Origin of the sequence: Pedobacter soli (assembly GCF_900101435.1) — a bacterium.
Taxonomy (GTDB): domain Bacteria; phylum Bacteroidota; class Bacteroidia; order Sphingobacteriales; family Sphingobacteriaceae; genus Pedobacter; species Pedobacter soli.
This window is the reverse complement of sequence record NZ_FMZH01000004.1, coordinates 438681-452348: the sequence shown is the minus strand read 5'-3', so window position 1 is coordinate 452348 and position 13668 is coordinate 438681. Positions and strand designations below refer to the sequence as shown.

The following is a 13668-nucleotide window of genomic DNA, read 5'->3' as shown; positions in this document are numbered from 1 at the left end:
ATGGGAAAATTTGTAATTACTAAAAGGACTAACGGCGAATATCAGTTTAATCTGAAAGCAGGTAATGGTCAGGTTATTTTATCCAGCGAAGGTTACGCAGCAAAATCAAGCTGTGAAAACGGCATCGAGTCTGTTAAAAAGAACGCACAAGACGATTCTAAATTTGAAAAGAAAACCTCGAGCAATGGTAAGTACTATTTTAGCCTAAAAGCTAGCAACGGGCAAATTATCGGCTCGAGCGAAATGTACGAAAGTACAGCTGCAAGAGATAATGGTATTGAATCTGTTCAAAAGAATGCACCAGATGCAGACACAGATGATCAAAGTTAAGTGCACAAAAAAAGGGAACCAGACTGATTCCCTTTTTTAAATATGATTATCGCCTGAGCGAAAATTTCTATTTTACTGCATCAATTACAGCTTTGAAAGCTTCTGGGTGATTCATTGCTAAATCAGCCAATACTTTACGGTTTAAACCGATTTCTTTAGAAGCTAGTTTACCGATTAATTGAGAGTAAGAAATACCGTGTTGACGTGCACCAGCGTTGATACGTTGGATCCACAATCCGCGGAATTCTCTTTTCTTAACTTTACGGTCGCGGTATGCATATTGCAAACCTTTTTCTACTGTGTTTTTAGCAACAGTATAAACCTTACTTCTTGCTCCCCAATAACCTTTGGCTAAATTAAGGATCTTTTTTCTTCTTCTTCTCGAAGCTACTGCGTTTACCGAACGTGGCATGTTGTTGTTGTTTTTTGGTAAGCGGCGTCCACTTAAGGAACTTTAATGCCTGATACCTGGTGAAATTAATGAATTACTTTCCGATGCAAAGCATACGTTTTACGTTACCTGAATCTGCATCTGTTACAATTCCTGCATTTCCAAGCGCACGTTTACGTTTAGTACTCATCTTGGTTAAGATGTGACTTTTGTATGCTTTGTTTCTTTTGATTTTACCTGTTCCAGTAAGCGAAAAACGCTTTTTGGCACTGGAATTGGTTTTCATTTTTGGCATAACCTGTTATTTAATTTATAAAATTGTTTTTATTTTTTTGCTACTTTAGGCGCAACAGTAAGGAACATACGTTTACCTTCTAACTTCGGTAATAACTCTACTTTTCCTACATCTTCCAAAGCCTGGGCAAATTTCAATAATAAAATTTCTCCCTGTTCTTTGTACACAATTGCTCTACCTTTAAAATGCACGTAAGCCCTAACTTTCTCGCCGTTCTCCAAAAAGCTTACCGCATGTTTTAATTTAAACTGGAAATCGTGATCGTTGGTGTTAGGACCAAAACGGATCTCCTTAATTACAGTTTGTTTAGCATTGGCTTTAATTTCCTTTTGCTTTTTCTTTTGCTCGTAAACAAATTTACTGTAATCAATAATCCTACAAACCGGTGGTACGGCATTTGGAGAAATCTCTACCAAATCCAATTCCAGTTCATCAGCAAGCGCCAAAGCTTTCGCCAAAGGATAAATCCCTGGTTCAACATTATCGCCAGCTAAACGCACTTCTGGCGATTTTATATACTGATTAATGTTATGCTCTGCTTCTTTTTTCTTAAAAGGTGGACGTGGCCCCCTGTTAAATCCTGGTCTTCCTAATGCCAAATTTGTATTATTTTAATTTAAACTGTTATTTCTTTTCTTAATAAATTGTTGAACTCTTCCAACGTCATTTCGCCTAAATCTCCCTCACCATGTTTACGTACAGAAACTTTACCTTCTGCCATCTCTTTATCGCCGATAATGAGCATGTATGGGATCTTTTTAACCTCCGCGTCGCGTATTTTACGACCGATTTTCTCATCGCGAAAGTCAATCAGCCCGCGAATATCGGAATTATTTAGTTCATCTAAAACTTTTTTTGCATAATCTTCATATTTTTCTGAAATAGGAAGAATGATAAACTGCTCCGGACTTAACCATAACGGGAAATTTCCGGCACAATGTTCAATCAATACGGCAATAAATCTTTCTAACGAACCAAACGGCGCACGGTGAATCATTACCGGTCTGTGTTTCTGGTTATCGCTACCAGTGTACTCCAGTTCGAAACGCTCAGGTAGGTTATAATCTACCTGAATAGTGCCCAGTTGCCATTTTCTACCTAAGGCATCTTTAACCATAAAATCGAGCTTAGGACCATAAAAAGCCGCTTCTCCATATTCTACAACGGTGTTTAAGCCTTTTTCCGCCGCTGCTTCGATAATTGCAGTTTCAGATAATTTCCAGTTCTCATCAGAACCAATGTACTTCGACTTATTTTCAGGATCTCTTAACGAAACCTGTGCAGTGTAGTTTTCGAAACCTAACGATTTGAATACATAAAGTACCAGGTCGATCACTTTTTTAAACTCGTCTTTAACCTGCTCAGGCATACAGAATAAGTGTGCATCATCCTGAGTAAAGCCACGTACACGGGTTAAACCATGTAACTCGCCACTTTGTTCGTAACGGTATACGGTACCGAACTCGGCAAAACGAACCGGAAGATCCTTGTAAGAACGTGGTTTGGTTTTATAAATTTCACAGTGGTGCGGGCAGTTCATCGGTTTTAAGAAGAACTCCTCTCCTTCCTGCGGGGTTTTAATCGGCTGAAAAGAATCTTTACCATATTTTTCCCAGTGACCGGAAGTTACATACAGGTTTTTATGACCGATATGTGGTGTAACCACTTGCTCGTAACCAGCTTTAGCCTGTGCTTTAGTTAAGAAATTAACCAAACGCTCGCGCAAAGCCGTTCCTTTAGGTAACCATAGCGGTAAACCCATCCCTACTTTTTCTGAGAAAGCAAACAATTCGAGTTCTTTACCCAACTTACGGTGATCGCGTTTTTTAGCTTCCTCAATCATAGCCAGATATTCGGTAAGCTCGCTTGCCTTAGGGAAAGTTACGCCATATATACGGGTTAACTGTTTTTTAGTTTCATCGCCACGCCAGTAAGCACCAGCCACATTCATCAGTTTTACAGCTTTTACAAAACCAGTATTCGGAATGTGTGGACCACGGCATAAATCGGTAAATTGACCCTGAGTATAGAAAGTAATTTTTCCATCCTCTAAACCATCAATTAAATCGAGTTTGTACTCATCGCCTTTCTCGGTAAAATATTTGACAGCATCAGCTTTGCTTACACTTTCGCGTACAAAAGTTTCCTTTTGTTTAGCCAACTCGATCATTTTGGTTTCGATAGCTTTGAAATCGTCTGATGAGAATTCTTTATCTCCAAAATCTACATCGTAGTAAAACCCTGTTTCAATCGCCGGACCAATACCAAATTTAGTTCCGGGATAAAGGGCTTCTAAGGCTTCGGCCATTAAGTGGGCTGATGAATGCCAAAAAGTCGATTTTCCGGCAGCATCATTCCAGGTTAATAACTTAACAGATGAGTCAGCTTCGATTGGTCTTGTTGAATCCCAAACTTCGCCATTAACCTCAGCGGCTAATACGTTACGGGCTAAGCCCTCTGAAATTGATAATGCAATTTGATGGGCAGAAGTGCCCTTTTCGTACTGACGAACAGAGCCGTCAGGTAAAGTAATGTTAATCATCTACAACTATGATTTAAAATTTAAATAAAATGGTTTTAAAGATCACTTACAATGTGATTTTATTTTGTGCAAAGGTATGGATTTATTGATCAAAAAGCAAGATTTACTTTACATCACATCGCCACGAATGCAAGGATTAGGAGGGATTTTTCTAGAATCTCTAATCGTTGTTAACCTAAGAGGAGTCGAAGCGCAATTAACGGTATTCATATCATTCCAAACGTCATAAAATGCCACAGATGCACAGATTTCTCAGCCATGGCTGTTCACCCGAGCATTTTATCTTGCTGATATGAGTTGTATGGCTAAACCTTATTCCTTAGTTAAAAACCTATCCTTCAAATATTTACGTAAAGGGATATCAATAAACCGCATAATCAGATAAGCCAAAATAATGAGTAATATTACGCAAATAGGGATAATGCCAAAGAGCATCATGCCTTTAGGCTTCACCACAGCTACATAGGTAAGGTAAATCCATAAAAACGGATAATGCGTCATGTAAAGTGGATAAGATATTTCTCCAGATAACCTGCAGGCATTTTTTAAAGCGGGACTTAATGTGGCACCCGCACCTAACGCAACCAATAAAGGGAAATAAAGCAATACGATTATGGGTTCGGTAATCCAGTTATAATCATCGCTATATGGAAACACAAAAGCAACCAATAAAAGTGCTGTAACGCCTAAAAAGCCTAGTTTATTTTTAATAATCAGGTTAAAGCGATAAACCAGCATCCCGGCTGTAAAAGAATAAAGTACTCTTGCTCCGCCATCCCAAAAGTTTTGTCCGCCCCAGCCGCCGCCTACATTTTTTGAATGAACAGCTACATAACAAAGTACAGCTGCGCCAACTAAAACTAGGCTTATTAAAGCTTTTTTGTTGATTTTATAGAGCAACAGGATATAAAAAATATTGGCCACATACTCCCAAAACAATGACCAGGCCGGCGCATTTAAACAAAATAAATTGGTATAACGCTCAGGCATAATCGGATATGGAATCAGAAAGGCAGTTGTTAAAAACAATAATGCGGTTTTGCCAAAGCCGTAAACGGGATAGAAATCGCTGAAGGGATCGAAGAGGAAAGTAAGCAAACCTAAAACCGCTCCTATTACAACCAATGGATGTAAGCGGATAAGTCTTAATTTGAAAAACTGTGTAATACCAATGTGTGGGGCCCTGGTATCGTAGGCATAGGCGATTACAAAGCCTGATAAACAGAAAAAGAAATCGACAGCCAGATAACCGTGCCCGACAAAATTCTTGCTATAATCGGTTATTGCAATCTCCATAAAGTGGAAAATTACTACTACAATGGCGGCTACTCCCCTTAATCCGTCTAAAATTTCAAAATGTTGTTTGGTACTGAGTAAATTCGTTCTGTTTTCTGCTGTAATCACTTTGGTTAGTTTATATCTGACTCCAATAATAGGAAAAATGTCAGAATTACAATTAACGACTTCAAAAATGATACAAAAAAAGCCTGCCCCAAAAAATGGAACAGGCTGCTATGTTTTGTTGCTTGTATATTTTAGTTGCCACCGCCGCCAAATACTCTTACCTGGCCAGCACCACCGCCTGGTCTGTTTTGTCTAAAACGTTTCATCATATTCTCCATTTTAGTTTTATACTCTTCTGCGGTAATCAGTTTTGCTTTTTTAGGAGCGGTCACATCTTTTGCACTTACATTTCTATACTCAATGCTTTTGGCAATTGAGCTATTTCCTCTGCCTTCAATAGCTAGAACTGCACCTTCTGTCCACATGTTTGGATTTGGAGAAAAATCGAAGCCTAAATCGTTGGTGTACCAGATTTTGGTTTCTTCTACTACATTTTTATCCATATCTAAAATTTTAATGGCCCTGGTCGATCTCACAATCGCCTGGTGGCAGGTGAAGCCTAAAATCTGTTTGGTTGAATCGGTTTTAACCACTTCAATTTTTGGAGCCGGAGCAGGTTTTGCCGTAGTGGTATCATTACGGTTACCGCCTCCCATTCTGAACGAAGAAATTGGTCCTGAAGTAGAAAGAGTTAGTTTACTTGGCATGTAATACGTGGTATCGTTCAGATCGAACACTTCAGTTAAGCCTTTATCAGCAAAGGTATAGTAGTATTCGCGGTTACCGCCACCACCACCGAAACGCATCATCATCCGGCCCATTCCGCCACCGCCCCCGCCTGCACCATTGCTATCTTCGGTTTCTTCAACCGGCATGTAACTGGCATTGGTTGCTGTAAACAATAGCTCAAAATTGGTTTTACTTGATGAAGGCATTCTGGCTTTCATCTGATCGGTTAACTGAATGCCATTGGCCGATGCCATAGCTGCAGGATCGATCGTGTTTTCGAATTGTATAGCTCCTGAAGTTTTTTTCTTTTGTGCGTTTGCAACCGACACAACCGATAAAACACCAAATAAAGCGATGAATATTTTTTTCATTTTGTTTTGAATTTGCTAGTTAGAGTTTAATGCCTTGAAAAGGTTTAACAAAGGTATTTTAGATTTAACGTAAAGCTTGTTAAAAAGTGTTAATTTAAATAGTAAGATTAACTAAATGACTGTTTTATAGGCAACAAATGCTCCTTGTAATTTATTTTTTACATAGGTTTTATGAATTGGCAGGAGCCGATCAGCCATGGATTAGGATAGAAAGCCTCGCAGGTTTTTAAAACCTGCTTGCTTTAATAATTTAATATTCCGTGCTTTCGAGCCAGCCGTTACACAGCACATCGGCAATGTGCATGGTTTTTACCGGAAGGTTGTTTTTATCGATATAACCCTGAAGGTGCAACAGGCAAGATAAATCTGTAGAAATGATATAATCAGCACCTTGTGCCAGGGCATGGTTTACTTTTTGCTCGGCCATTGCCGAAGAAATAGCATCGAATTTAACGGCAAAGGTACCGCCAAAACCACAGCACATGTCGGTATCTTCCATTTCGATCATTTCCAAACCATGTACTTTTGAAAGTAAATGACGGGGTTCGTCTTTAATTTTACACTCACGCAAAGCACTGCACGAATCGTGATAAACAGCTTTTCCTTCCAGCTCTGCTCCAAAATAATCTTTTTTAGCCACTTTAACCAGGAAATCAGAAAGCTCCCAGATATTGGATTGCAGATTTCTGCATTTATTGTGAACAATGGTATTGGTAAACAGATCGTTAAAACCACCCTTTACCATCCCTACACACGATGCTGACGGTGCAACAACGTAGGTATTTTCAGAAAAATCGTTTAAGAATTTAGTGCCTACCTGTTTGGCTTCATCCCAATAACCTGCATTATAGGCGGGTTGACCGCAACAGGTTTGTTTTGAATTATAGCTGACCTCGCAACCCGATTTTTCCAGCAATTTAAGGGTATTAAAAGCGGTTTCAGGATATAACTGATCTACAAAACAGGGCACAAATAATTCTACTTTCATCATAATCTTTAGCCTACAAACTTACAATTTTGGAGCTTCTTTGCGTTCGATTTTTTTCAAAACAAACAAAAGGATTAAACCAATAATGAAAAATGATGCCAGGGCAATAATAGAATAACGGATATTGCCGGTAATTTCTTCTATGTAAGCAAAACTAAATAAGCCGATTACAATGGCCAGTTTCTCGGTAACATCGTAAAAACTAAAAAACGAAGTGGTATCCTGCGTATCAACTGGTAAATATTTAGAATAGGTAGAACGTGATAAAGACTGGATACCGCCCATGATTAGTCCGACAATTGCAGCAAGCGAATAAAACTGGTATTCGTTGGTAATATAATAACCATATACGCAGCAGCCAATCCAAACCAGCACCACCATGATCAGTACGTTTACGTTGCCAATCTTTTTAGCCAGGTAAGACATTAGCATGGCACCTGGAATGGCCACCAGTTGAATAATGAGGATAACTGCAATGAGTTTAGCTGTACCCAGTTTCAACGTTTTTTCTGCAAAACCTGCTGCTGCCAGCATAATGGTTTGTACGCCCATCGAGTAGAAAAAGAAAGAAACCAGAAATCCTTTCAGTTTTTTGATCTGCTTTAACTGTCCCCAAACTTTGCTTAACTCACTGAAACCATCTTTAATGATATTGGTTTTAACTTTGCTGGCTTGCGGTGTTCCATTTGGAAGTACCGAGAAAGGAATCTGCGAAAAGGCGATCCACCATACACCAACCAGCAAGAACGATAAACGTGGCGGGAAAGAAGCATCGGTAATGCCGAACCACTCAGGTTTTAACACAAATAAAAAGCAAATTAACTGCAATAAAACCGAACCAATATAGCCATACGAAAATCCTTGCGCACTTACACGGTCCTGGTGCTCTTCGGTAGCAATTTCTGGCAGATAAGAATTACTGAACAAAACCCCTCCAATGTAGCCCATAGCCGCCAAAGCAAATAAAATGATGCTCATTTCGAGCGTGTCGAGCTTAAAGAAATATAAACCCACACAGGCCAGACCGCCCATATAGGTGAAGAATTTCATAAACGATTTCTTATTCCCTCTTCTATCTGCAATAGACGATAAAATGGGTAATGCCAGCGCCATGATCAGATAAGCGAAAGACAACGCATAGTTAGATAGCGAAGTATTTACATAGGTACGGCCAAAAAAGGTTACTTTATCGCCATGCTCATTAGTGGTGGTAATAATGGTGTAATAAGCCGGGAAAATTGTTGAAGTGATTACCAGGTTATAGGCAGAGTTTGCCCAATCGAAGAAAGCCCATGAGCGTATGGTTTTCTTATTGTTTTTTTCTATCATTTAGTTTTAAGGAGGTTAACTGTTTAATCGTAAGGCAGGCTATATTGTAAATCATTTAAAGCGAATTGTACGATTAACCAATTCCTACAGTTTAAACAATTAACCATTTTAGCCCGCTAAAGATAATACTTCTTCCCGTCAGTTTTAATTTTACCGGCATCTAATAATTCGCGGATAATTTCGATGCGTTCATTTTCAGCACCATTTTTGATATTCATCACCAGATCATCAAGCATCTGCGCTTCTTGTTGCAGCAGTGAAATAATTTCAAATTCTATTTCTTCGCTGAGTTGGCTCTGATTCTCCACCCTTCTTTCGGCCAGACAAACATCACATACGCCACACTTTGAAGCATTTTGCTCATCAAAATATTCGAGCAGCTGAATGCTCCGACAGATATGTGATAAAGCGTATTTAACTACAGCATTAATTTGCTTGTGCAGGATTTCTTTCCTTAAGCCCAGGTATTTAACATCTAAATCGAAATGATCCATATCTACCCTCGATCGGATATATTGCAATTGTGGTTGGTCTGTTTGTGGAATATAGGTAAGTAATTCTATGGACTGTAGTTTATTTAATAAGGCAACCACATCCCGGTAAGCTAAGCCTGTCCGTTTAGCCAGATCGGATTCGTTTATTTTTACAAAGCCATCAAAAGCCCCACCGTGCGAGCGCAATATGGTTTTAATAATCCCATCATAAGTTTTATTTTCGATTTGAAACCGGTAAATATCTTCGTGACTGGCAATAAACATCATACGTGAAGGCAAAAACACGCTTTCAGAAAGGGTGAGGTAACCATCGTGCTCAAGAAATTTCAAACCGGAAATAGTTTTTAAAACACTAATATTAAATCGCTTGCAAAAGTCAGCTAAATCAAAAGAAAAGGTCAGCCCCTCGCCTGCTCCAAAAGCCAGCTGAAAGTAATTGCCCAGGTAATGGTATATTTTTCTGATTTCATCGGGTGAAGGAAAACTATCCAGGTGCCTCGACTCAAGCCCCATAATGTCTGACTGATTGGCGAGTAAAACCGCATAGCTCCGCTTTTCATCGCGCCCCGCTCGACCAGCTTCCTGATAATAAGCTTCTAAGCTTTCCGGCAGATCCAAATGCACCACAGTACGTACATCGGTTTTATCTATACCCATGCCAAAGGCATTGGTAGCTACCATGATTCTGGTTTTATTTTGCTTCCAGTCTTCCTGTTTTTGAAAACGAATGTCTCTTTCCAGTCCGGCATGGTAATAATCGGCCCTGATCTGGTTGCGGTTTAGAAAATTAGCTACTTCGGCAGTTTCCCTTCGGTTACGTACGTAAACGAGCCCTGTGCCCTTTACATTCCGGCAAATATCGATCAGTTTTTTATACTTGTCTTCGTTGCCGAAAACCACATAGCTAAGGTTATCGCGTGCAAAGCTTTTAATAAAAACTTGCGGATCTTTCATCTCCAGTTTAGCCACAATATCCTCACGTACAAAGGCAGTGGCTGTAGCGGTGAGTGCAAGTACCGGCACCTGAGGATGAATTTCACGAAGTTTAGCCAGTTGCTGGTACGGTGGCCTGAAATCATATCCCCACTGCGAAATACAATGTGCTTCATCAACCGCAATGAGATTTACATTCATGTAAGAAATCCTTACCTGAACCAATTCTGAGAGCAATCTTTCGGGTGAAAGGTAAAGGAATTTAACCTTGCCATAGATACAGTTATCCAGCAAAATATCAATTTCGCGCTTACCCATGCCTGCATAAATGGCAATAGCTTCAATGCCTTTTGCTTTCAGGTTTTCTACCTGATCTTTCATCAGGGCTATTAAAGGCGAAACCACTATACAAATGCCTTCTTTTACCATTGCAGGTACCTGAAAGCAAATCGATTTGCCTCCACCAGTAGGTAAAAGTGCCAAGCTATCTTTCCCTTCTAAAACCGAAGCAATAATATCTTCCTGCAGCGGCCTGAAAGCCTGGTATCCCCAATATTTTTGTAAAATCTCTATTGCTGTCATAAATCGGCGATCTCAAAACTATAAAAAAGCTGTTGATATTGCCTAAATTGCGACACAATTAATCAAAAATTTGATGAAACACCTTTATTTTCTCTCAGCCCTCACCCTATTGTTTTTAAATTCGAATGCCCAGGAAAAAAAATGGGACATTGAAAAATACCAGGGTACTACGAAAAATTTCACTTTAAATACTGATGAAGGCACCTGGATGAATCTGGATGTAAGTGCCGATGGACAGGAAATTGTGTTCGATTTATTGGGTGATATTTACGTAATGCCAGTAACAGGTGGTGTGGCAAAGCTAATCAGTGGCGGTATTGCCTGGGATGTTCAGCCACGTTTTAGCCCGAATGGCAAATATATTTCGTACACCAGCGATAAAAGCGGTGGCGATAACATCTGGATCATGAACCGTGATGGTTCAGGTAAAAAACAGATTACGAAAGAAAGCTTCAGGTTATTAAATAATGCTACCTGGATGCCTAACAGCGAATATGTTGTGGCCCGCAAACATTTTACAGCAAGCCGCTCTTTAGGCGCAGGCGAAATGTGGATGTACAGCATTAATGGTGGAGACGGTGTGCAGCTAACCAAACGCAAAAACGACCAGCAAGATGCTGGTGAACCAAATGTTTCGCCTGATGGCCGCTATGTTTATTTTAGTGAAGATGTGAGCCCTGGCCCGAATTTCGAATATAGCAAAGACCCTAACGGAACCATTTATGCCATCCGTCAGCTGGATTTGACAACTGGGAAATTAAATACCCTGATTAACGAACAAGGTGGTGCCTGCCGTCCGCAAGCTTCTCCAGATGGCAATTTGATTGCATTTGTAAAACGTGTAAGATTAAAATCTACTTTATACGTACAAAACCTCAAAACTGGCGAAGAATGGCCGGTAAGCGAAGAATTATCACACGATCAGCAGGAAACCTGGGCCATTTTTGGTGTTTACCCTAACTTTGCCTGGACACCAGACAGCAAAAGCCTGATCTATTATGCCAAAGGTAAAATCAGGAAAACTGAAATCGGCACTTTAATTAATAGCACCATTCCTTTTCAGGCCAATACTATCCAAACCGTACAACAGGCTTTGCATTTCGAGCAACAGGTTTTCAGCAATGAATTTTCGGCCAAAATGCTAAGACAGCTAATCACATCACCTGATGGAAAAACAATTGTTTTCAATGCAGCAGGTTATCTTTACAAACAGGAATTGCCTGCAGGAACACCTGAGCGTTTAACCAATGGTTTAGATTTCGAGTTCGAACCAGCCTTTAGCCCGGATGGTAAATATGTAATTTACACCACATGGAGTGATGAACTGAGGGGAGCTATTAAAAGAACAGACTATAAATCAGGCAAAACCATTACATTGAGTGATGAAAAAGGTTTTTATTATTCGCCACAATATTCAACCAAAGGCGATAAAATTGTTTTCAGAAAAGGTAGCGGTAACGATGTTTTAGGCTATAATTACGGTCGTGGAACAGGTATTTTTATGATGGCAGCCAATGGTGGCGCCAAAACTTTAATTTCAGAAAATGGTATTCGTCCGCAGTTTAACAATACCGATACACGCATTTATTTTCAGAGCTATGCGGATGGCAAAAAAGCGTTAAAAAGTATCGATTTAAATGGCGCTAATGAGCGTACGCACTTTACTTCGCAATATGCCAACCAGTTCGTGATTAGTCCGGATAATAAATGGGTAGCTTTTAACGAGCTGTTTAATGTGTACATCACGCCTATGATTAACGTGGGTACCGCTCAGGATGCTTCAGCAGGAAATAAAGCCATTCCGGTAACCAAAGTTACTACCGATGGTGGTACCTATATCCAATGGACTGCCGACAGCAAAACCCTGCACTGGACTTTAGGCCCTAAATATTACAGCATTGATGTAAACAGCGCTTTCAACTTTGATGGCACTACACCTAAAACACAAGCTACTTCAATTGATATTAACCTGGTGCTTAAATCAGATTTACCTACCGGAATTGTGGCCTTAAAAGGTGCCCGAATTATTTCGATGAAAGGTGAAGAAGTAATTGAAAACGGTACGATTTTAACCGATGGTAACAAAATAACCGCTATTGGTAAAGTAGATGCTGTAACCATTCCGGCAAACGCTAAAGTAATTGATGTAAGCGGCAAAACGATTATGCCTGGCATTATAGATGTGCATGCGCATTTGCGCACCAGTCCGGACGGAATTACGCCTCAAAACGACTGGAGCTACATGGCCAACCTGGCATTTGGTGTTACCACTTCGCACGATCCATCGAGCAATACCGAAATGGTTTTCAGCCAGAGCGAAATGCTTAAAGCCGGTCGCATGGTTGGCCCTCGTGTGTACTCAACCGGTTCGATTTTATATGGTGCCGATGGTGATTTTAAAGTGGTGATTAACAGCCTGGATGATGCTTTGGCTAATTTACGCAGGTTAAAAGCTGTAGGTGCTTTCTCGGTAAAATCTTACAATCAACCCCGTCGTGAGCAACGCCAGCAGATTTTAGAAGCAGCCCGCCAGCTTAAAATGGAAGTGGTACCTGAAGGTGGTTCTACGTTTTTCACCAACATGAATATGGTTGCCGACGGACATACCGGAATTGAGCACAGTATCCCGGTTTTACCGGTTTACAAAGATGTAACTACCCTTTGGAACAATACGGAAGTAGGCTATACTCCTACTTTAATTGTAGCTTATGGCGGCCAGTGGGGTGAAAATTACTGGTACGACAGAACCAATGTTTGGGAAAATGAGAAGCTGATGACCTATACACCACGTTCGATTATTGATGCCAGGGCCCGCCGCCGTACCACATCAGAATATAGCGATTACAACCATATCGATATTGCCAAAGCAACCAAACAAATTGCCGATGGCGGTACTAAAGTTAATTTAGGTGCCCATGGTCAGATTCAGGGATTAGGCGCTCATTGGGAACTGTGGATGCTGGTTCAAGGTGGTTTTTCGCCATTACAGGCCATTAAAGCGGCAACTTTAAATGGTGCTCATTATCTGGGCATGGATAAAGAAATTGGCTCGCTTGAAGTAGGCAAGCTGGCCGACATGGTGATCATGGATGCCAATCCGCTTGATGATATCCGCAATTCGGAGAAAATTAAGTATGTGATGATTAATGGTCGCCTTTACGATAGTGCAACCATGAACGAAGTAGGTACCAGGGAGAAATTAAGAGGCAAATTGTGGTTCGAAAATACCAGAGGAAATGGTTTCATTATTCCAACAGGCGAATCGGAAACCTGGACTTTCACTGTGCCACATTGCGATTAATTTCATCAACTGGCTTTTAACTGTTTAACATCATCTACA

Annotated in this window: 11 protein-coding genes; 2 read left to right on the top strand and 9 right to left on the bottom strand. The window is 40.2% G+C overall.

What is annotated here, in order from left to right; all coding sequences use genetic code 11:
* Positions 1–330 carry a YegP family protein gene (locus BLR37_RS11475; RefSeq protein ID WP_090768687.1) on the top strand — a complete coding sequence of 110 codons (330 nt, stop codon included), beginning with the start codon at positions 1–3 and terminating at the stop codon, positions 328–330.
* A 67-nt stretch (positions 331–397) separates the two neighbouring features.
* Here the strand turns inward: BLR37_RS11475 and rplT are convergent, their stop codons facing one another.
* The 9 genes from rplT to BLR37_RS11430 all read right to left on the bottom strand — a co-directional run bounded on the left by rplT (position 398) and on the right by BLR37_RS11430 (position 10328).
* On the bottom strand, positions 398–742 hold the full coding sequence (gene rplT, locus BLR37_RS11470; RefSeq protein WP_025144714.1) for a 50S ribosomal protein L20: 345 nt from the start codon (positions 740–742) through the stop codon (positions 398–400).
* 73 nt (positions 743–815) lie between these two features.
* Positions 816–1016, bottom strand: a complete 201-nt coding sequence (gene rpmI, locus BLR37_RS11465) for a 50S ribosomal protein L35 (protein ID WP_010600880.1) — start codon at positions 1014–1016, stop codon at positions 816–818.
* A gap of 29 nt (positions 1017–1045) precedes the next feature.
* Complete coding sequence (gene infC, locus BLR37_RS11460; protein ID WP_051691975.1) at positions 1046–1615, bottom strand: translation initiation factor IF-3; 570 nt, start codon at positions 1613–1615, stop codon at positions 1046–1048.
* A 17-nt stretch (positions 1616–1632) separates the two neighbouring features.
* Positions 1633–3558, bottom strand: coding sequence for a threonine--tRNA ligase (thrS, locus tag BLR37_RS11455; protein WP_090768685.1), 1926 nt, complete (start codon positions 3556–3558; stop codon positions 1633–1635).
* A gap of 312 nt (positions 3559–3870) precedes the next feature.
* Positions 3871–4962, bottom strand: a complete 1092-nt coding sequence (locus BLR37_RS11450) for an acyltransferase family protein (protein WP_090768683.1) — start codon at positions 4960–4962, stop codon at positions 3871–3873.
* A 131-nt stretch (positions 4963–5093) separates the two neighbouring features.
* A complete protein-coding gene (locus BLR37_RS11445; RefSeq protein WP_090768681.1) occupies positions 5094–6002 on the bottom strand; it encodes a hypothetical protein in 909 nt (302 codons plus the stop codon).
* 250 nt (positions 6003–6252) lie between these two features.
* Positions 6253–6990 (bottom strand): (Fe-S)-binding protein, encoded by a 738-nt coding sequence (locus tag BLR37_RS11440; protein WP_090768679.1) that lies wholly within the window; start codon positions 6988–6990, stop codon positions 6253–6255.
* Positions 6991–7011: 21 nt separating this feature from the next.
* Positions 7012–8319 carry an MFS transporter gene (locus BLR37_RS11435; RefSeq protein ID WP_090768677.1) on the bottom strand — a complete coding sequence of 436 codons (1308 nt, stop codon included), beginning with the start codon at positions 8317–8319 and terminating at the stop codon, positions 7012–7014.
* 116 nt (positions 8320–8435) lie between these two features.
* On the bottom strand, positions 8436–10328 hold the full coding sequence (locus BLR37_RS11430; RefSeq protein ID WP_090768675.1) for a RecQ family ATP-dependent DNA helicase: 1893 nt from the start codon (positions 10326–10328) through the stop codon (positions 8436–8438).
* Between the two features lie 73 nt (positions 10329–10401).
* Between BLR37_RS11430 and BLR37_RS11425 the strand changes: the two genes are divergently transcribed.
* Positions 10402–13629, top strand: coding sequence for an amidohydrolase family protein (locus BLR37_RS11425; protein WP_167356593.1), 3228 nt, complete (start codon positions 10402–10404; stop codon positions 13627–13629).
* Positions 13630–13668: the final 39 nt, after the last annotated feature.